Here is a 19,795-nt window from a genome sequence, read left to right as displayed (position 1 = left end):
GAACGCGGCGCGCGGCCGAACGGTCCTATCCTGCATGAGGAGGACGACATGACCGAGCCAGACACCGAACCGGCGGCGGCACCAGCCATCCCGTGGTCCGAAAAGCATCTGCCGACCTTGCTCCGGATCTGGAAGGCCCTCGGCCGCGTGCCGCCGCTGCCCGATCGCATAGCCCAGTTCCTGACCGCCCTCATCGGCATCCTGGGCTTGCTCGGCTTCATTACCCTGATCGCCTACGCCGTGGAGATCACCTCGCGGCCCTGACCCGGACAACGAACATGAAATTCCTGCGCCCGATTCTCGCGTTACTTCTGGCCGCCCTGCTGTCCGCGGCGGCCGAATCGCCGCCGGCCCCGGACTACGTCGACGGGTACAAGACCATGAACCGCTTCGCCAGGCGGTTGGGCCGGATGGCGCAGGCGAAAACAGCGGTGCCCATGAAGACCCTGATCGAGCAGGCAAAGGCGTTCAAGCCCTGCGCCGTCGAGGCCCTGCCGTCCTCCGGGGCCGTCCTCTCGCCGGAGGAAATCTACGCCGCGTGCCGCGACAGCGTCGTGCTCGTGGGCGCCGTGTACAAGTGCAAGAAGTGCAAGCACTGGCACCTGGCGAGCGCGACCGGGTTCGCCGTGAGCGACGACGGGCTGATCGCGACCGCCCGGCACGTGGTGTCCAGCAACACGTTCTGCGAGGCCATGGGCATCCTGACGCGCGATGGAAGGCTTTTTCCCGTCAAGGAGGTGGCCGCCTCCGACCCGCGCAATGACCTTGTGATCCTGCGGACGGACGCCACGAAGCTCCGCCCGCTCCCCGTGGCCGCGGACATCGCCGTGGGCGCCCCCGTCTATGCCATCCACCACGCCAATCCCAACCTCTACGCCTTTACCCAGGGAGTCGTCGTAGGGAAGTTCATGAGCGGCCGGCTGAACCCGAAAGAACCGTTGCGCACGCTGGCCATTTCAGCCGACTACGCGGCGGGGTCCAGTGGCGGGCCCGTCTTCGACCAGCACGGCGCGGTGGCGGGCGTCGCCTGCTCCGTCACCCCCGTCATAGACCATGCCCATGGCCTCACCAATACCTGGGCGACCATGGTCTGGAAATACACCGTCCCATCGGACGCGCTGTTGGAACTGATGGAAGCCCCCGTGGCACCGTAGGGGCCACGTTCAATCCGCGCCCGTCACGTGGGCCAGGAGCAGGTCCATCAGGGCGTGCATTCCAACGAAGGTCGCGGCGGAGGCGCCGGCGATTTCCGATGCGGATTGGACCCATCGTCCGCCCGCCCGCAACTCTTCGCCGCCGTGCTCCGCCAGGGCCCGCACCGTCTCCGGCGTGCTCTCCAGGTGGAACTGGAGGCCGATCACCCGGCGCCCCCATTGAAACGCCTGGTTCTCGCAGGCCGCGCCACGGGCCAGGCGCGCCGCACCCGCCGGCAGGTCGAACGTCTCGCCGTGCCAATGAAACGCCATGCAGCGGGGCGGGAACCGGAAGCCCTCCCCGGACGGGGCCGCCGCCTCGATCTCGAACCAGCCGATTTCCTTTTCGGCATTCGGGTACACCCGGGCCCCGAAGGCGTTCGCGATAAGCTGCGCCCCCAGGCATATTCCAAGCACCGCGATCCCGTCCTCGGCCGCGCGCCGGATGAACTGCTTCTCGGCGCGAAGCCATGGGAACGCGGCCTCGTCGTTGACGCTCATTGGCCCGCCCATCGCGACGACCAGGGCCAGCCCGGCGGGCGGCGGCAGCGCCGGGTCCTCGAAAAAGCGGGTGAACCCGACTTCCGCGCTCCGCGCCTCCAGCCAGGCCGCGATGTGTCCCGGACCCTCGAACGGCACGTGTTGGAGGATATGCGCTCTCATGGGGCCGCGGGCGGGTCCGGTTCGTCGTCGAAGATGATTTCCCGCGGATCCTCGTCCACCGCCTTCTTCAACCGCTTCAACCCGTACTCCAACATGCCGCCGATCATGGGATCCATCAACCGGGCCACGTAGCCTCCGATCACGGGCTTCTCAACCCGGCCGCGCAGTCTCCACGTGACCAGGATTCCGTCCTCGGCCTGCGTGAACACCAGGGCCGCCCGGGCAAACCAGGTGTCGTGAAAGCGGAAGTCGTACTCGATCCCTTTCGTCGGCACCGTGCGCGTGAAGCGGACTTCCCCGGCCCCGTGCCGGGACGTCCATGTCTGTGACGCCCCGACGCCCGATGTCCGTTCGCCCAGCGTGACGGCATAGGTCGGATCCGCGCCGTCCTGCCAGGGATTCCAGGCCGGCCACTCCTCCAGCCGGCCCACTCGGGTGAAGATCTTGATCGGGTGCGCCTGGATCAGGATGGAGCGCGACACCTCGTATTCGCGCGGCAGAAAGAGCCCGACGGCAACCAAGACGACGACCAGCACGGCCGAAACCTTCACGAACCTTCGTAGTGCGCGCGCCATGGATGTCTCCCCCCCGTTTATGCCTCGCCGTTGATGGACAGCCCGCGGCAGGCGCCGGTTTCGACATCGTAGTCGATTTGCCAGAACCAGAATCCGCCATCCAGGACCTCGATGACCTCCTTGCGCCACTGCGGGAACCGGTCCTCCGCGCCCTCGCGCGACGCCGGGAAGAAGTTGCAGCGGATCAACAGACGGCCCTCCTCCTCGACGCCGATGAACTGCACCCGGTAGCCCGGCGCGTGCGCGAGGATGTCCGCGATCTGTCGTTGAGTCCAGGCGGGCTGCTCCCCGGGGTTCTCGAGGAAGGCCTGCGCGGCGCGCAGCGCCTTCCCGGTCTCTTCCGGGTTCGGCGTCCATACGCCGGGCAGTGCGACCTGCTGCGCAGGCGGGATATCGGCCAGCAGTCCGGCGTAACCGCCCTGAACCGTGAGAGCGAATACGATAGACAGGAGGATCTTCATGAGATGGCCAACCTCGCGCTTCTGCTAATTGTCAACCATAAGTAAATATTGATTGTCAACTCCCGTCCCGCACGCCCCCACTTCATGGCCCGATGTACGAGGAGGAAAGGGCGAAGCCGGCGAAGTCCGCATAGGTGTCGAACGGCGAGGACCACGACGGATCGCCGCCGCCGAAAAAGGTGGAGAAGAAGATGCCGCGGAGGACCAGGGAATCGGCGGTTCGGAAAAGGACCGAACGCTCGTCCATGAGCATCCGTCCATCCACCCAGACCACGATCCGCCCGTCGGCGACGCCCGGGGTATTGAGGACGACCCGCTGTTCGAGGCAGTGCCAGACCCCGGGCTGAAAGCGCCAGAGGCCGCGACCGATTTCCGTGCCGTAGACATCGCTCGTGGGAAGATAGGCGTAGATCTCGCCGTCGCCGTCCGTCCGCCACATGTACCGGACCGAGAAGCCGTTGGTCCCGTCCGGGATCGCGCCGCCGCTGAAATGGCTGGTTCCGCCGACCAGGCCCGGCAATTTGCCGCCCTTGACGAAGTTGAAGTTGGTATGGAAACGCACGTAGTAGCGGAGATGGAGCGCATCCGCGGGCGAGAGCCCCGCCGGGGCGAGGAACTGCCCGCCCCCCTCGGGCGTCCCGTAATCGGCGCTGGACGCCGGGCTGCACGAATTGGAGGGATAGACGGCTCGCAGGAACGTTTCGAAAGGTTCGCCCGGCGCGGTCGTCCGAGACAGGTTCGCCCATCCCCAGTCCTTCTCCGGAAGCACCTGCCACGCCTGGGTCCATCCCGCCTCCTCGAAAGAGTTCGACCACAGCACGCCGGCCGGCGGCGCAACGGGGAGAATATAGTCCACCTCACGCCATTCATTGGAGACGGGGGCCAGGGCCACCACGGACCACTCCCCGGTGCAAGGCAGGGCCTCGGTCCACTCCAGGCGTACGAGGACATCGGTCCCCATGGGCACGCCGGCCCAAACAGGAACCCGGCTCGCGTCCGGCGCGCCCAGCACGGTGCCCGTGGACGAGCTGCCGCGGAAAAAATGGCTCCCCGGAAGCTCGGCGTACACCCCTCCAACACCGTGCAAGGCGGCCCAGCAGAGACCCGCAGCCAGTTGGCGCAGCCCGCTCATCACCCGCGCACTCCTATGATCTTACTTCACCGCGCCGACGCGGATGTTCAGAGCCTCGCGGCGCTCGAGGCGGTCCTGGCGGCCGTCCTTGATCCAAAGAATGCGGTCGGAGGTGGCGAGCATCTTGTGGTCGTGCGTGGCGGAGATGACCGTCACGCCCATCTGCCGGCTCAACTCGCTCAAGAGCTGGATGATCTCCTCGCCGGTGTGCAGGTCCAGGTTGCCCGTGGGCTCGTCGGCGAGGACGATCGCCGGCTCGTTCGCGAGGGCGCGGGCGATGGCGACGCGCTGCTGCTGGCCGCCGGAAAGCTCGTCCGGCCGGTGCGTGAGCCGGTGGCCCAGCCCGACGCGCTCGAGGATTTCCTTCGCGCGCGACTGCGCCCGCTCCTGGTCCGCCCCGTTGAACACGAGGGGCAGGGCGACGTTGTCCAGCGCGCTGTAGGCCGGCAGGAGGTTGAAGGTCTGGAATACGTAGCCGATGTGCTTGCCGCGGAAGAAGGCCAACTCGCGGCTGCCCAGCGAGGCCAGGTCCACGCCCGCGATCGTCACCGTGCCGGACGTCGGGCGGTCCAGCGCGCCGATCATGTTGAACAGCGTGCTCTTGCCGGACCCGGACGGGCCCATGATGGAGAGATACTCGCCCCGGAAGATGTCCAGGTTCATGTCCTTGAGGGCATGGACCTTGATCTTGCCGAGGTCGAAGACCTTGTTGACGGAGCGGATTTCTATGAGGGGGTCAGGCATGGGAAACCGATCTGAACGTCCAACGTCCAACATTCAACGTCCAACGTCCAATCGTTGGAAGTTGGGAGTTGGACGTTGGTTGTTGGAAGTTGACTCTTCTGTTCATCTTTCGCCTCAAAACGGCAGCGGTATGCTCGCCTTGCTCAAGAACGTGATCCCCACGCCCACGGTGGTCACCAGGCCCATGCCGCAGGCGAACCCGGCGCTGACGATCGGGATGTACTGGCGCCAGCGCAGGCCCAGCCGTTTCTGGAAATAGTACCGGCCGATCAGCGCGCCGATGAACTGCGGGATCACCCAGTGCGGCATCACCCCGCCCAGCCCGCGCACGACCCCGTAGGTCAGCATGATCGGCGCGCCCAGCGTGTTCATGGCCCCGAAGAGGACCACGCCGAACACCGCGCCGACGGCGATGTAGAGCACGTTGAAGGCCTCCTCGAAAATCGAGTACTCGCCGAGCGTGGAGGAGAACATGATGCAGGCGTTCTCGGCGTTCAATTTCCACATCATCTCCGCGTAGGGATAGACGGCGGACGGCACCTCGTTGAGGCTCCAGATGAAGTTCATGAAGAAGATGGAGCTGATCAGGATGATCGGGAACAGGACGACCTGCGTCTTCCAGATGCTCGGGAAGCGCGTGCCGGTCAGCTCGCACTGCCGGTAGAACACCGCCATCTGCCCGTAGTTGGCCATCGGGATGGGCAGGAACCAGACCGCGACCCCTCGGTACCCGCTCAAGATCAGCGCCGCCTCGCGGATGTACGGCACCTCGACCACCTGCCCCACCATGCCCTCGAGGCGCGCGGTGACGTAGCTGATGATCGGCGTGTAGATGAAGCCCAGGAACACGAGCACGATCATGATCCCGCGGTGCCAGTCGACCATCCACCCGGAGACGAGGATGTAGGTGATCGTCACGAGGAAATAGACCACGACCACGAGCGCGGGCCGGATGTCGCCGCGCCCGGCCGGCGCCGTGCGGATCGGCTCGCCGGCGGAGACCTTCTGGCGCCCCTTGAAGCTGCGAATGACCTGGTAGAAGCCCGCCAGCGCGATCGCGATGGCCAGGCCGATGTTGAAGCTGAAGAAAAAGTCGATGTTGTTCTTGTAGAGCGTGCCGATGGTCGAGTCGCCCGGCACCCAGTTGCGCAGCACGCCGAGCCCGTGGAGGATGGGGTTGAGGATGAAGGTCGCAACCAGTCCGACGAAGCTGCCGACCATGGCGAAGAACGGCAGGACCATGCCGAAGATGATGTTGCCGAAGTCCCACGACAGGCCCGTGGCCACCGCGGGCAGGTACTCGCCCGTGCGCGGGGTGAAGTCGCTGAACGGGATCGGGAAGATCTGTATCGGGTTGCCCGTCAGCGCGCCGGTGAGCGTCGGGAGCAGCAGGTAGAGCGTGCCGAAGGTCAGGCCGAGCGCGCCGCCGATGGAGAAGACCCGCCAGCGCCAGCGGTTCTCGCCGTCCTTCGCGCCCTTTTCGTCGGAGTCCTCGGCCAGGGCCATCACGCCCTGCGCCCCGATCGGGGCCATCGGGAACGGCAGGCGCTCGATGTCGCTGGCGATCCGGAAGAGCCCGTAGCCGAGGACCATGTTCGAGAGCTGGCCGAAGAACATCCCGAAGATCACCATGCCGATCACCGGCAGCCAGTCCTTGTGCATGAAGGTCCGCAGGGCGTACGACTCGGACCCCGCCGGCGGCGCGAACCAGCGGGGCAACTGCTCGGCGATGCCCGCCGCGATGGCGGCATCGCTGCGCGCGAAGAACTGGTTCCATATCAGGCCGGAGAACGGCATGCCGAGCGCCGCGGCGGCCATGAAGAACAGGACGAACACCTCCGCGCGGTTGAGCGTCTTCTGCGCGCGCTTGGCGACCTCGATGAAAAGGATCACCGTCACCCACTGCGACGCGGCGCCGATGTTCTCCACGCCGGCGAGCAGGCCCATGTAGATGGCGCCGGGCACCATCAGCAGCGCCACGAAGATCGCACCCAGCAGGCTGGTCCAGTTGAAGCCCTCCTGGAACGAGGAGGGCACCTCCATGATCTGCCGGAATTCCTCGAGTTCTTTGTCTATGCGCGGGGCCATTATGAATCCTCGCCCGTTGGTTCGAGACTCCGGCTCGCGGGACGCTCGCCCTCCGTGTTCATCGCCGCCAGGGTCCGCCGGCGGTATTGCTCCATGGTCTCCTGCGGCAGCGAGCGCCAGAGCAGGAACTGCGTCCGCAGGTCGTCGAGCAGCACCCGGTTGAGCCGCTCCCAGTCCTTCGGCTGGCCGGAGCGACGGGTCAGCCGGATGTTGACCTCGTCAATGCCCTTGATCTCGCTCGGCGCGCTCCGCAGTTCGAAGAGCTGCGTCACGCCGAGGTCGAACGGCGCGAGGGCCAGTTGCGCCGACAGCCCGAGTTGCCCGTCGCCGAGGGCGCGAAGTTCCGTACCCCGCGCCATGAAGCTGCCCAGCCCGACGTCGCCGAAGTTGTCGAAGTGCTCCTTGAGGAAGCTGACCACGCCCGTCAGGTCGTAGGCGGACACGGTGAACGGGAAGATGATGTTGAAGACGTCGCCCTCCGGCGCCGGCAGCTTCCACAGCCGCATCAACCCCGGGTTCGCGCTCTTCGAGGCCGTGATCGCCGGGTAGATCGCGGAGACGAGCACCGTGGCCATGACGATGAGGATCGTGACGATCGCGTTCGTGGAGGAATAGTTCATCTCGGGCACCCGCACCAGGCCGAATTCCGCGGCGACGGTGAGGATCTTGAGCGTGCCCTGCGCGATCAGGTACCCGCCCAGGCCGCCGATGACCGAGTAGACCATGGCCTCGGCGAAGAACAGGCTGGCGACGTGCGGCGGCGCGAGGCCCAGCGCGCTGAAGGTGTAGATCTCCTTCTCGCGGTCCGCGACGGAGCCGAGCATGGTGCCGAAGATCACCAGGCCGCCGAGCAGGATCGGGAAGAACAGGTCCCCCACCCCGCTGGCCGCGACGACCGTGCCCTGGACGTGCCGGTACACGCCGTCCATCCGTGTGGCCATCACCGGGTGTCGGTCCAGCATGCGGGCCAACTCCTCGGCGATCCCGGACGCCTCCTCGGCATCCTTCGTGTAGAAGTGGACCAGGTGCGGTTTGCCGCCGAAACGGCGCGAGGACTCGGTGGACGTGATGACCACGGAGTCCACCGGCAGGCTGGTCCACTTCGCCTGCTCGTCGAGGACGTCCTCGGAGACCTCCGCCGTCCCGGCGCTGGCGAGTTTCATCGTGGCGAAGTCCACGGGCAGGATGCTGCTGCCCTCCATGTCGCGAGCCGCGGAGAGGTCCGCCGCGCTCAACAGCGGCCCCACCTCGAACGTCCCGCCCTTGAGGCACACGCGGGCGCCCGGCCGGACGCCGAGGAGCGCGGCCACGGCCTCGGTCATCAGGACCATGCGGTCGATGTCCGCGGGATCGTTCAGCCCGAAGAGCTTCTGCAGGTCCGGCCGCGCGGCGATCTCCTCCGCGGAGATCCCGAGCACGGCCTTGAGCGATACGGGCTTCGAGCCGTCCTCCAGCGCGATGACGAAGTCCGGGTCGTCCTTGAACTCCGGGCAGATCCAGTACCGCAGGCCCACGTTGAACTCGCGGCTCCAGCGGCTCTGCACCAGGTCCACGAATTCGGGGTTGAACGAGCCCCAGGTCGGGTTGTTCAGCATGACGCCCGTGTACGGCGGCGCGGGCGCGACGAAGAGTTTCACGATCCCGCGCTGCGTGTCGAACGAGGCGAATCCCAGGATGGTGAAGGTCAGCAGAATGATCGTCACCGCCGTCAGCGTAGTGCGCAGCGGCCGGCGGCGCATGGTGGAGATGCCCATCGCCATGGCTGCCATGACCGTGCTGAACCGCGAGATGTCCGCCGCGTGCACCGTCGAGGTCATGCCCTGGAGGAGCTTCAGCTCGACCTGGAACTTCTGCATGATGATGACGATCACCAACCCGGAGAGGACCACGACGGCGAAGCCGAGGAAGATGATGATCGGCGTCTGCGCGATGGCGAAGGCCGGGTGCGAGAAGTAGAGCAGCAGGAACGTGGCGATGAAGAAGCCGGCGAACCAGGCGACCTGCCGGAAGATGATCGTGGCGCCGATCAGCAGCCGCTCCAGGGCGAACGCGAACGGGATGCACAGCGCCAGGAGGACCAGCACCGCCTTGACCAGGTCGTCCATGCTTTCCCGCACCTGCGTGTAGACCGGCCGCGCTGCTTCGAACGCGGAGGCGCAGAGCGCCTCGCCGCGCACGAGCGAGGCGCTGGCCCCGGCCTCGTCCAGCAGGTCGCGCACCCGGCCATGCGCCTCCTCGAGGGCGCTGTTGAGGATGTCGCGGCTGCGCAGGATGGAAAGGCGCGCCTCGTTGAGCCGCCAGAGGTCCCAGGCCGAACCCTCCGCGTGGCGCACGGTGAGCCAGTCGGTGGACATGGGCCAGCCGCGCCCGTAGGGATCGGGTTTCTGCCCGTCCGCCTCGGCGTTGTTCAACGCGACGAGGGCGTCCCGGCCGAAGGCCTTGATGCCGGGCAGCTTCTCCTCGCCGTACCAGTACGCCACGCCGTCGGTCGTCTCGCCGTACGAATCCGCGGCGGTCGGCTGGGCCAGCGGCGCATTGGCCCGTGAATTCATGAATACGGTCTTCTGCGTCCAGTGCATCGGCGGCAGCACCATCACCCCGCCCACGCACCGGAACATGTTCAGGCGCTGCCGGACCGTCTTGCGGGAGGCCATGTCCGTGACCTGCGTCACGCGCCCGCGCTCGTCGAAGGCGGCCGCGAAGCCGATAGGCACGGGGTCTTGCGTCGGCAGGGCGTTCAGAGAGTAGGCCCCGTTCTGGTCGGTCATGACCACGGTGAACGGCTCGAAGCCCGGCGCCTTGCTGTGCCGCCAGTAGACGCTGTTCCACGGATCCACGAGGGAGACCTGGACCACCGCGCCGGGGATCGGGCGGTTGGGGATTGAACTGCCGCGGTGCCGGCCCATCACCAGCGCCCCCTGCGCCCGACCGCCGGAGAACCCGCCGACGAGGTAGTCGTTGTCCGCCATGATCGCCCGGCGCAGGGAGAGCCCGCGCTGGTCGGCGACGGCCTCGACCTCGCCGCTCGCGCCCTCGAGGCTGCCCACGGCCGCCAGGAGCAGGGCGGCCTCTTCCGTGTTCCGCTCGATGACGTCCAGGTCCAGCCGGTCGAGCGTGTCGTCCGGCGTGCCCAGGCGCGGCAGGGTCTCGTGCAGCGTGCCGAGAACGATGTTGTAGATCCCATGCCGGCCGGCCATCTCGCCGCCGTGGATCAGGATGGGCGCGGCCCAGAGCAGGCGCACGTCGCGCAGCGAGCCGTCGACCGAGGTGGGCTCGAAATGCGAGGCCCCGCCCCGGCGGCCGCCGAGCGAGCGCCAGGCCTGGAAGAACGTGCGCTGGACGCGGCCGTAGAGGCCGGGCAGGTCCTGGGTGGACCGGACCTCCGAGTTGCCGCCGACGATCACGCCCCACGTCGGCGTGCGGTCGCCCAGCATCATCGTCGCGTGCAGGGTGATCCAGCGGTCGCCGAGCAGCGCCTTCACCGCGGCCGAGGAGCGCAACATCTGCTCCTCCTCGACCAGTTCCGCGCGGCGCAGCGCAATATCCCGCCGCACGTCGGCCAGCGCGGCCTCGAACTCCGCGCTCCCGGCGGCGTCCGCCCCGCCCTTCCCCAGCTTGCGGCGGAGCTGGTTCCAGCGGTCGTACACTTCGTCCAGCCGGCCCTCCCGCTCCAGCAACTCCTCGTAGGCCGGCGAGTCTTTCTCCTCCTTCGACCGCGCCTCGCGCAGGTCCATCAGTTGCCCGCGGATCTCGTAGGCGCGGTCGGCGGCCTTGTTCCGCATGCGCATCAGCAATTCGCGGCCCGCCTCCGAGGAGCGCCCGACGAACGGATTGGACTGCGCGGCCAGTTTTTCCGTCTCCGCCAGGAACCCGGACTCCTCCCGCCAGGCGTCCATCCGGTCCTCGATCGTCGCGCGGCGGGCCTTGGTTTCGAGCGCCTGGTAGAACGCCGCGGCGCCCGCGTGATTGCGCCCGTGCCCGTCGAAGAAGGCCAGCAGGACGTGCCGCCGCGGCGGGGCCTTCGCCAGCATGCCGGCCAGCTTCAGCAGGGCCGCCGCGTTGGCCGCCGGTTGGGCGCCGGGCGTGCGCTGCGGCACCTCGCCGTACGTGTCAAGCGGCGCCGCGATGACCAGGACCTCCTCCTTGCCGAGGTCGAAAAGCGGGGCCCGGCCGGGGATGAACCCGAACACGTTGCGCCCGGCGGCCCGCGCCCAGGTCACCTCGCTGTGGATCGTGAGCTCCAACCCTTCCGCGAGGTCGGCGGCCGGCCCGTCGTAGTAGAAGCGCGGCAGGTTGGCGTTCGCGCGGACGTAGTGGAAATGAAACGAATCCGCTGGCTCGCCGCCCCGGGTGAAGATCACGGCCCGCGCGCCGAGCCGGAACGCCTTGAGCCAGCGGTCCTCGGCGTTGTAGTTCATCACCACGATCCGGCCGCGCGGGTCCTCGCGGTCGAAATCCTCCGGCCGCCCGGCGCCGAGGTGAAGGATCTTCCCGCTCACCCCGGCGGGCGGCGTGGCGGGCGGGACGACGCCGTTCGGCCGGACCGGCATCAGCGGGAACGTCCGGCCGTCCGCCGCGACCGCCTCGCACCGGCGGACCGCGTTCTGCACCGTCGGGAAGGCCTGGACCAGCACGTTCGTAACGCCCGCCTCGCGCAGCTGCCGCTCCACGTGGCGCGCCGCGTCGGCGTATTCCTCCGAACCTGTCAGCCGGTGCGGGTGCTTCGTCAGGGCCTGGCAGTCGGCCAGGAACTCGGGCGAGGCGGCCCGGGCTCCCGCCGACAGGAACGCGGCAGCCAGCAAGCAAAGCGCGGTCGCGCTTCGCTTGCCCGCGCACTCAAAACGATATGCCGTCCCCCTGCTCATGATCAGTCTATTCCCGCCAGCTCCACGTGCACCTCGTCGCGCCGCGCGATGCGCTCGATGCTGCCGTCGCGGATCCACATCAGCCGGTCGCAGACGTTCATCATCCGGTGGTCGTGCGTCGCGCAGATGATCGTCACGCCGTGCTCCTTGTTCAGCTTCTGCAGAATATCGAGGATTTCCTGGCCCGTGTGGTGGTCGAGGTTCGCCGTCGGCTCGTCGCAGAGCAGGATCGCCGGCTGGTTGGCCAGCGCCCGCGCGATGGCGACGCGCTGCTGCTGGCCGCCGGACATCTCGATGGGCCGGTGGAACCACCGCTCGCGCAACCCGACGAGCCCGAGGATCTCCATGCCCCGCTTGCGGGCGTCGTCGTCCGGCACTCCGCCGAAGGCCATCGGCGTGGTCACGTTCTCCAGCGCGGTCATGTACTTGATCAGGTTGTAGCTCTGGAAGATGTAGCCGATCTTCCGGCAGCGCAGGAACGCCAGCTCCTCGGCGGTGAGTTGGGCCACGTCCACCTCGTCGATGAACACGCGGCCCTCGCTCGGGCTGTCCAGCGCGCCGATCATGTTGAAGAACGTGCTCTTGCCGGAGCCGGACGGGCCCATGACCGAGATGAACTCGCCGGTATAGATTTCCACGTCCACCCCGCGCAGCGCCGCGGTGACCTGGTCCTTCTTCCGGTACAGCTTCTTCATCCCGATCGTGCGGATGATCACCCGTTTTTCGGCGGCGTCCGGCGATCCGGTCTGTTCTTTCTTTGCCATGACTTTTTAACTTCCGCCGCAGAGCGGCGGAACTACAGAATCACTTCTTCATTCCTTCCGCCGCAGAGCGGCGGAACTACAAAGCCTTGTAGCTCCGGCGCTCCGCCGCCGGAGATGTGTCCATTGCGCTCGCATGATTACTCGATCCTCATCGCCTCCATGGGGGCCAGGCGCGCGGCGCGCAGGGACGGGTAGGCCGCCGCGACGGCCGCCAGCGCGATGCCCGTGACGACGGAGATGCCCGCGGCCTGCAGCAGCAGGCCGCCCGGGAACAGCTCGATCAGCAGGTTCTGGAAGACCGCCAGCATCCGGCCGAGGCCCAGCACGAGGCCGATCAGCGTGCCCGCGATCCCGCCGACCAGGCCGAGGATCGCCGCCTCGATCAGGAACACGGTCATGATGAACCCGTCCAGCGCGCCGAGGCACTTGAGCGTGGCGATCTCGCGGAAACGCTCGGTGACGCTCATCAGCATGGCGTTGGCGATGCCCACGGTGCAGACCAGCATGGACACGAACGCGAGCCACGTCATGCGCGGCCCGATGTTCATGAACCCGCCGCCGGTGCCCATCGTGATCAACTCCGCCCGGACCATCAGCTTCGACCTCGCGCGGGCGCGCGCCGCCTCGTGGAGCCGCGCGGCGTCCAGGCCGGCCGGCGGGGACGCGTGCTCGGCCAGCAGGCCCTGGTACCACCCGGCCGTTTCGGCCTCGCCCAGCAGGGCCCAGATCATGTCCAGGCTCACGTCGCCGGGCAGCACGTCCTTGCGGGCGGCCACGGCCTTGCGCACGTCGGGGACGTTGAGGCTGTCCTCAATGAAGTGCCGGTCCTGCGCCAGGCGGATCTGCCGGGCCAGCGACGCGGCCTCGTCCGGCTCGAGGACGAACCCCGCCTGCCGGACGGCCTCGCCAAACGGACCCTCGGCCTCGGCCAACCGTTCCATGACGGTACGCTCGCCCAGCGCGCCCTGGAGTTGCGCGATGGCCCGCGCCTGCCCCTCGCGTACGACAGAGACCATGGAATGCAGGCCCGGCCACGCGCGGAGGAACTCCCGGAATTCGTCGGGCGTCGCGATGAACCGCACCGCCCGCATCTGCGCCAGGCCCTCGAAAAAACGGTCCTGGGCCGCGCCATCCTGCAGCCGCTCGAAGATCCCCACGCCGGCCGCGTTGCCGATCAGCACCCGGCGGCGGCCGTAATTGATGTCATTGAAAAACTTGAGGTAGTCCTGCGCCCGGCCCGCGAGTTCGGAGGCCTGCTTCAGGGCGGCCTCGTCCAGGCCGCCGAAGGTGGACAGCTCGCGGGCCGCCGGGGAGCCCGGCTCCGCGGCGGCGAGCGCTCCGAGGACCTCCTCGGCCGTCTGCGGGACGGACAGCCGGGCGATCCAGTGATCGGCCTGCCGCATGGCGCGGATCTCGTCGCGGACCGCAACGGCGACGACGCGCTTGAACAGGCTTTCGCTCAAGATGTTCATCAGGAACGCCATGGCGACCGCGATGACCGCGACGGTCACCAGCGCCCGGAACAACCGGTACTGCACCCCGCGCAGGGCGATCCCGAAGGTGCGCGCGAAGCTCAAGACCGGCTGCTTCTGGACATCGATCTGTTTCATTTCGCGTAGGGGCATCTGTTTTTTTACCCCGGCATGATCAAAAACGGCTTCGGCTTGTCGCCGGTGACCAGGTAGTACACCAGGCTGACCACCATCGGGATCATCCCTCCGAGCATCTCGCCCGCGATGACGCCGAACAGGACGGGCTTCAACTTCTGGTAAATCGACGCGCCGCCGTACTTCATGACGGCGGACTTGATGAACCAGCCCACGAGGAACGACTGGGCGAAGCACCGGCCCGAGTACGTGGACCAGACCAGGAACATCACCGGGTGGAGCGGCCAGCCGGCGAAGCGCAGGCGCAGGGCGGAGAAGACGAGCACCAGCGCCGCGCCGATCCCGAAGGTCGTCAGCGCCAGCTTGTGCGGGCCCATCCAGGCGAACCGCTTCAGCCCCGTCAGCGTGCCGGCCTCCTCGAGCTGGCCCTGCGCCTCGAGGCGCTGCATCACCCCGATGACCTCGGTGTACGGCACCTTGGGCTGCTGGTTCTGCCACGCGGCCACGTCGATGCCGCGGTTGTACTGGAAGTAGAGGGTCACCGGGATGCCCACGGCCAGCCCGACCAGCACGGCCAGGGTCATGAGCGCCGCGGCGCGGCCGATCTTCACCCGGCAGTCCTCGCTCAACTTGAGGCTGTTGACGATGTACGGCATCAGCGCCTCGCGGGTGTCGTAGAAGAGGATCAGGCTCAACATGAACATGATCAGCAGGATCTGCGGGCCCAGCGCCCGCGCCCCGAGCAGGGCCCACAGGATCGTCGCCGGCGTGCCGTAGGTGACGATGAAGAACAGGCCGGTCTCGGCGATCATGCGACTCATCACCAGGTACACCCCGATGATGCCGAGGCCGAAGAGAAGCGCCAGCGGCCAGTCCAGCTTCGCGACGACGGCCGTGTACGCCACGAACAGGAGCACCGCCGCCAGGAACACCCGCGCGCCCCAGGCCAGGGCCGGCTCCACCGGGTCCCGCGTGCGCAGGCCGAGCGCCCGCGCGAAAACGGCGCGGTAGTACTGCCGGCCGGTGTAGAGGATCACGAGCAGCATGGCGAAGTAGGAGCCCATCACGACCATGCCCTCGCGCTGGATCCCGAAGGGCCAAATCCCCTGCCAGCCCGTCGTCGCGATGCCGTAGCTGGTCATCACGCCCGCGACGACGCTCCAGAAAAAGGGGCCCAGCCCGAGCGAGAGCGAAACGTCCTTCGGCAGGAAGTAGGCGATGGCCATCACCGAGAAATACAACTGCCAGAAGCCGAGCAGTTCCTCCCCGCCGCCCTTCTTGAAGGTGGGAAAAAGTTCCACCAGGGGCTGGAAATTCACCCCGACCGGCAGCTTGCCCAGCATCTGGTCCGGGAACCACACGACGAGGTAGTTGTACGTGTGGATCAGGAAGGGGATGAGCGCGCCGATCCAGAATATCTTGTTCCGGAAAATCGGGCTGCGCTGCCCGTCCTCCCCGGGCAGCAGGGATTCCGTGAAGGTGACGATCGGGTACGGCAGGTGCTCGTGGGCCACCCACTGCCGGTGCACGACGACCGAGAGCGCGATCATCGCCACCCAGAGCGAGAGGATGATCGGCAGCCACCAGGCGATCGGCCGGGCCCAGGCCTTCCAGGGCACCGCGCGGACGGGGATGGACTCGTTGGCGATGCTCAACCCGCGGACGAAGCCGTTCAGCACGCGCTCCTCGTCCTCGCTCACGTTCACGAGCATGCCCGGCGGCGTGTAATCCAGGACCTTCTGCTTCTCCCACCCGGGCTCCGTCCGGGCAAACCGGTGCGGCAGCACCAGGGTCTGGGTAAACAACCGCAGGAGGTTCGAGCCCGGGATGGCGCAGGAGGCCAGCGTCATGACCAGGATCACCACGATCTCGCGCCGGCTCAAGGACAGGCGCCGGCTGATTTTCTTCAGCAGGGGGTAAACGAAGAGGAGGAAAACGACCAGCAACCCGTACACCGAGATGGGCATGTTGTTGCCCACGAAGAACGTCTGGCGCATGACGTGATCATTGAAGTAGGTGTAGGAGCAGACGAACGCCACCCCCAGCAGGCCCAGTATGATCGAACGAATGGTCACGCGTCAGGTCCCCGGCCGATTAAAGCGTTTCTTATAACAGGAAGGCGGGGCCGGTTTCCATCCTATTGTTCGATAAGGCGTGAATCTCCGGCGGCAGAGCGCCGGAGCTACAACCCTGCGGTTCCGCCGCTCCGTAGGCGGAAGAGACAGCGTCACTCCTTCGGCCGCAGGTCCAGGACGCGCTTGGCCTTGCCCTCGGAGCGCTCGATGGTGCGGGGTTCGACCAGCTTGACGCTGGCCCGGATGCCGAGCACGTTCTCCAGCTTGTGCTCGATCTGGCGGTCGAGTTCGTGGAGCTTCTTCATCTCGTCGGCAAAGAACTCCTCCGAGACCTCCACGCGGACCTCCAGCCGGTCCAGCGCGCCCTCGCGGGAGATCACGAGCTGGTAATGCGGCAGCGTGCCCTTGACGTCGAGCAGGACTTCCTCGACCTGGGAAGGATAGACGTTCGCGCCGCGGATGATGAGCATGTCGTCCGAACGCCCCGTGATCTTCGACATGCGCGCGCCGGTGCGGCCGCACGGGCACGCCCCCGGCATCAGCGTGCAGATGTCGCGCGTCCGGTAGCGGATCAGCGGGATGGCCTCCTTGGTCAGCGTCGTGAGTACCAGTTCGCCGCGCCGGCCCGGGTCCACGGGCTCGCACGTGTCGGGATCGATGCGCTCCGGGTAGAAGTGATCCTCGGAGATGTGCATGCCGTTCTGGTGGACGCACTCGCCCGCGACGCCGGGGCCGATGATTTCGCTCAAGCCGTAGTTGTCCGTGGCGAAAAGCCCCAGCTTGGTCTGGATTTCTTCGCGCATCCGGTTGGACCAGGCCTCCGCGCCGAAGAACCCGACGCGCAGCTTGAGGTCCGACGGCTTCACGCCCATGCCGTGCATGATCTCGCCAAGATAGACCGCGTAGGACGGCGTGCACACCAGCGCCGTGGAGCCGAAGTCCTTCATGATCTGTATCTGCCGTTCGCTGCGGCCCGCCGCGACGGGGATCACCGAGGCGCCGACCCGCTCCGCGCCGTAGTGCAGGCCGAAGCCGCCGGTGAACAGGCCGTAGGAGAACGCGATGTGCACGACATCCTTCGAGGTCAGGCCACCGGCCACAAGGAACCGCGCGACCACGTTGCTCCACGTCTCCAGGTCCCGGCGGGTATAACCGACCACGGTGGACTTGCCCGTCGTGCCGGACGAGGCGTGAATGCGCACCACCTTGTCCAGCGGCACGGCGAAGGCCTCGTAGGGGAAACACAGGCGCAAGTCGTCCTTCGTCGTGAAGGGCAGCTTGCGGATGTCCTCGAGCGTCTTGATGTCCGACGGCGTCACGCCGACGACCTGCATCTTCTGCCGGTAGTACGGCACGTGGTTCCAGACGCGCCGGACGACCTTGCGCAGGCGCTCCAACTGGAGCTCGCGCAGGGCGTCGACATGCATGCATTCGAATTCGGGATCCCAGATGGCGGAAGGTATCATGGAGGGGGCGGAGGGGTTCAGGGTTCAGGGTTCAGGGTTCAGGAAACCACTATTCTCCATTCACTACTCACAAGCTGTACACCGTCTCCGCGGGCAGGACGGAGATGCCGGCCTTCGCCAGCACCTTCAGGGCGGCCTCGATGTCCTCGAACCGGAAGATGACGACGGCCTTGTCCGTCGCCTTCTCCACGAAGGCGTACATGTACTCGACGTTCACGCCGGCCTGGCGCAGGGGTGTCAGCACGCTGGCGAGCCCGCCCGGCCGGTCCGGCACCTCGACGGCGACCACTTCCGTCAGGGAAACGGTATGCCCGGCGGCGCGCAGGACGTCCATCGCCTTGTCCACCTGGCTGACGATCAGGCGAAGGATGCCGAAGTCCGAAGTGTCCGCGAGGGACAGCGCCCGGATGTTGATCCCGGCGTCGCCCAACGACTGCATGATTTCGGCCAGCCGGCCGGCCCGGTTCTCCATGAAAATGGACAGTTGCTTGACTTTCATCCTGATCTCCTCGTTTTCCCGCCGTTGTAGCGGCGTTTCTACGAAACGCCAGCGGCTCGTAGAGCCGCCACCACAAGCCCCTACTTCACCTCTCGCTTGTCAATCACCCGCTTCGCCTTGCCCAGCGTGCGCTCGATGGTCTTCGGCTCGACCAGCGTGATCTTCGCGCTCAAGCTCAACACGCTGCGCATCTCCTCGAAGATCCGCGCCCGCAGCTCCTCGAGCTTCCGGATCTCGTCGGAAAACAACTGCTCGGACACCTCGACCTTGATCTCCAGCTCGTCCAGCGCCCCCGTCTTGTCCACGACGATCACGTAGTGCGGCTCGATGCCCTCGACCTTCATCAGCACGGTCTCGATCTGCGACGGGAACACGTTGACGCCGCGGATGATCAGCATGTCGTCCGTGCGGCCCGTGATCCGTGCCATGCGCCGGCTCGTGCGCCCGCACGGGCACGGCGTCTCGTCCAGGCTGGAGATGTCGCGCGTCCGGTAGCGGAGCAGCGGCGTGGAGCGCTTCGTCAGGCACGTGTAGACCAGCTCGCCCTTCTGGCCGGCCGCCACGGGCTCGCCGGTCGCCGGGTTGATGATCTCCGGGAAGTAATGGTCCTCGAACACGTGCAGCCCGTGCTGCTCCAGGCACTCGCTCGCGACGCCGGGGCCGATGACCTCGCTCAACCCGTAAATGTCGATGGCCTTGACGGGGAGCCGCTCCTCGATCTTCGCGCGCATGGCCTCGGTCCAGGGCTCCGCGCCGAAATAGCCGACGCGCAGCTTGAGGGCCTTGAGATCGATGTCGTCCGCGGCGGCCTCCTCGGCCACCTGGAGGGAGTAGGACGGCGTGCACGCGAGCAGCGTCGTGCCGAAGTCCTGCATGAGCATGATCTGCTTCTTCGTGTTTCCGCCGGACATCGGGATGACCATGGCGCCGAGCTTCTCGCCGCCGTAGTGAAGGCCCAGCCCGCCGGTGAACAGGCCGTAGCCGTAGGCGACCTGCAGGATGTCGTCCGCCGTGCCCCCGCCGCACCCCAGCGTGCGGGCGACGGTCTCGGCCCAGAGCTCGATGTCCTCCTTCGTGTAGCCGACGACGGTCGGCTTGCCGGTGGTCCCGGACGAGGCATGGACGCGCACGATGTCCTTCAGCGGCACGGCGAAGAGGCCGAAGGGATACGTGTCCCGGAAGTCCTCCTTCGTCGTGAAGGGGAGCTTGACGATATCGTCCAGGCCGCGGATGTCGGACGGCTTCACCCCGTGGGCGTCCAGCCGGGCCCTGTAGAACGGGACGTTCTCGTAGGCGCGCTTCACGGCGTCGCGCAGGCGCTCGCCCTGGAGGTTCCGCAGCGCCGCGCGATCCATGCACTCGAAGGTCTTGTTGAAGATCATGGCGTCTTCTCCGTGTCCGGTTATTACTGGCGATATTCCCCTCGGCAGGCAATCTTTTTTTAGTTTCGGCGCTCCGCCGCCCGAATCCTTCCCCTCCGCCGGCGGAGCGGCGGAGCTACAGAAACAAGCGGGCCGCGGGATCGGAATCCCGCGGCCCCTCGTGTTTGGCCCTTTACTAGTCCGCGACATGGCCTGAAGAGAACGAGCTTTTTTCTCTTGGTATTCAGGACCTAGTATATATACTAGGTTACAGAAAGGAGCTCTCTATGGGCTATCCAACG

General features: G+C 66.9%; 15 protein-coding genes. 2 read left to right on the top strand and 13 right to left on the bottom strand.

All coding sequences use genetic code 11. The features are described from left to right. Positions 1–48: 48 nt before the first annotated feature. Positions 49–264, top strand: a complete 216-nt coding sequence (locus tag KA248_13960) for a hypothetical protein (GenBank protein MBP7831013.1) — start codon at positions 49–51, stop codon at positions 262–264. Between the two features lie 14 nt (positions 265–278). After that, positions 279–1,154, top strand: coding sequence for a trypsin-like peptidase domain-containing protein (locus tag KA248_13955; GenBank protein ID MBP7831012.1), 876 nt, complete (start codon positions 279–281; stop codon positions 1,152–1,154). 9 nt (positions 1,155–1,163) lie between these two features. On the opposite strand, the gene KA248_13950 is transcribed toward KA248_13955, so the two are convergent. The 13 genes from KA248_13950 to KA248_13890 form a co-directional block, all read right to left on the bottom strand. Beyond that, on the bottom strand, positions 1,164–1,856 hold the full coding sequence (locus KA248_13950) for a type 1 glutamine amidotransferase (GenBank protein MBP7831011.1): 693 nt from the start codon (positions 1,854–1,856) through the stop codon (positions 1,164–1,166). Continuing rightward, positions 1,853–2,431 (bottom strand): SRPBCC family protein, encoded by a 579-nt coding sequence (locus KA248_13945; protein MBP7831010.1) that lies wholly within the window; start codon positions 2,429–2,431, stop codon positions 1,853–1,855. Before KA248_13945 ends, KA248_13950 begins: the two co-directional genes overlap by 4 nt. A gap of 17 nt (positions 2,432–2,448) precedes the next feature. Beyond that, positions 2,449–2,892 (bottom strand): hypothetical protein, encoded by a 444-nt coding sequence (locus KA248_13940; GenBank protein MBP7831009.1) that lies wholly within the window; start codon positions 2,890–2,892, stop codon positions 2,449–2,451. An 82-nt stretch (positions 2,893–2,974) separates the two neighbouring features. After that, positions 2,975–4,024: a hypothetical protein gene (locus tag KA248_13935; GenBank protein MBP7831008.1), complete on the bottom strand. Its 1,050-nt coding sequence runs from the start codon at positions 4,022–4,024 to the stop codon at positions 2,975–2,977. Between the two features lie 21 nt (positions 4,025–4,045). Continuing rightward, the gene (locus KA248_13930) at positions 4,046–4,768 is read right to left on the bottom strand and encodes an ABC transporter ATP-binding protein (protein MBP7831007.1); all 723 of its coding nucleotides are present in this window, start codon (positions 4,766–4,768) and stop codon (positions 4,046–4,048) included. A 114-nt stretch (positions 4,769–4,882) separates the two neighbouring features. Continuing rightward, positions 4,883–6,856, bottom strand: coding sequence for a peptide transporter (locus KA248_13925; protein ID MBP7831006.1), 1,974 nt, complete (start codon positions 6,854–6,856; stop codon positions 4,883–4,885). Continuing rightward, positions 6,856–11,721: a hypothetical protein gene (locus KA248_13920; GenBank protein ID MBP7831005.1), complete on the bottom strand. Its 4,866-nt coding sequence runs from the start codon at positions 11,719–11,721 to the stop codon at positions 6,856–6,858. Before KA248_13920 ends, KA248_13925 begins: the two co-directional genes overlap by 1 nt. Before the next feature lie 2 nt (positions 11,722–11,723). After that, entirely contained in the window at positions 11,724–12,485 is a 762-nt protein-coding gene (locus tag KA248_13915) for an ABC transporter ATP-binding protein (protein ID MBP7831004.1), read from the bottom strand. Between the two features lie 137 nt (positions 12,486–12,622). Then, complete coding sequence (locus tag KA248_13910) at positions 12,623–14,095, bottom strand: FtsX-like permease family protein (protein MBP7831003.1); 1,473 nt, start codon at positions 14,093–14,095, stop codon at positions 12,623–12,625. Between the two features lie 23 nt (positions 14,096–14,118). After that, entirely contained in the window at positions 14,119–16,167 is a 2,049-nt protein-coding gene (locus KA248_13905; GenBank protein MBP7831002.1) for a hypothetical protein, read from the bottom strand. Positions 16,168–16,319: 152 nt separating this feature from the next. After that, positions 16,320–17,633 carry a phenylacetate--CoA ligase gene (locus tag KA248_13900; protein MBP7831001.1) on the bottom strand — a complete coding sequence of 438 codons (1,314 nt, stop codon included), beginning with the start codon at positions 17,631–17,633 and terminating at the stop codon, positions 16,320–16,322. Positions 17,634–17,700: 67 nt separating this feature from the next. Continuing rightward, a complete protein-coding gene (locus KA248_13895; protein ID MBP7831000.1) occupies positions 17,701–18,132 on the bottom strand; it encodes an ACT domain-containing protein in 432 nt (143 codons plus the stop codon). 80 nt (positions 18,133–18,212) lie between these two features. Beyond that, on the bottom strand, positions 18,213–19,514 hold the full coding sequence (locus tag KA248_13890) for a phenylacetate--CoA ligase (GenBank protein ID MBP7830999.1): 1,302 nt from the start codon (positions 19,512–19,514) through the stop codon (positions 18,213–18,215). Positions 19,515–19,795: the final 281 nt, after the last annotated feature.

This window comes from Kiritimatiellia bacterium (assembly GCA_018001225.1).
GTDB lineage: Bacteria > Verrucomicrobiota > Kiritimatiellia > CAIQIC01 > JAGNIJ01 > JAGNIJ01.
Note: the sequence above shows the minus strand (reverse complement) of the source record. Positions and strands in the feature narration are given on the sequence as shown.

What these genes read in the sequence shown, in the direction of transcription:
- KA248_13960 (MBP7831013.1), top strand. Translation starts at nt 49, where the DNA reads ATGACCGAGCCAGACACCGAACCGGCGGCGGCACCAGCCATCCCGTGG.
- KA248_13955 (MBP7831012.1), top strand. Translation starts at nt 279, where the DNA reads ATGAAATTCCTGCGCCCGATTCTCGCGTTACTTCTGGCCGCCCTGCTG.
- KA248_13950 (MBP7831011.1), bottom strand. Translation starts at nt 1,856, where the DNA reads ATGAGAGCGCATATCCTCCAACACGTGCCGTTCGAGGGTCCGGGACAC.
- KA248_13945 (MBP7831010.1), bottom strand. Translation starts at nt 2,431, where the DNA reads ATGGCGCGCGCACTACGAAGGTTCGTGAAGGTTTCGGCCGTGCTGGTC.
- KA248_13940 (MBP7831009.1), bottom strand. Translation starts at nt 2,892, where the DNA reads ATGAAGATCCTCCTGTCTATCGTATTCGCTCTCACGGTTCAGGGCGGT.
- KA248_13935 (MBP7831008.1), bottom strand. Translation starts at nt 4,024, where the DNA reads ATGAGCGGGCTGCGCCAACTGGCTGCGGGTCTCTGCTGGGCCGCCTTG.
- KA248_13930 (MBP7831007.1), bottom strand. Translation starts at nt 4,768, where the DNA reads ATGCCTGACCCCCTCATAGAAATCCGCTCCGTCAACAAGGTCTTCGAC.
- KA248_13925 (MBP7831006.1), bottom strand. Translation starts at nt 6,856, where the DNA reads ATGGCCCCGCGCATAGACAAAGAACTCGAGGAATTCCGGCAGATCATG.
- KA248_13920 (MBP7831005.1), bottom strand. Translation starts at nt 11,721, where the DNA reads ATGAGCAGGGGGACGGCATATCGTTTTGAGTGCGCGGGCAAGCGAAGC.
- KA248_13915 (MBP7831004.1), bottom strand. Translation starts at nt 12,485, where the DNA reads ATGGCAAAGAAAGAACAGACCGGATCGCCGGACGCCGCCGAAAAACGG.
- KA248_13910 (MBP7831003.1), bottom strand. Translation starts at nt 14,095, where the DNA reads ATGAAACAGATCGATGTCCAGAAGCAGCCGGTCTTGAGCTTCGCGCGC.
- KA248_13900 (MBP7831001.1), bottom strand. Translation starts at nt 17,633, where the DNA reads ATGATACCTTCCGCCATCTGGGATCCCGAATTCGAATGCATGCATGTC.
- KA248_13895 (MBP7831000.1), bottom strand. Translation starts at nt 18,132, where the DNA reads ATGAAAGTCAAGCAACTGTCCATTTTCATGGAGAACCGGGCCGGCCGG.
- KA248_13890 (MBP7830999.1), bottom strand. Translation starts at nt 19,514, where the DNA reads ATGATCTTCAACAAGACCTTCGAGTGCATGGATCGCGCGGCGCTGCGG.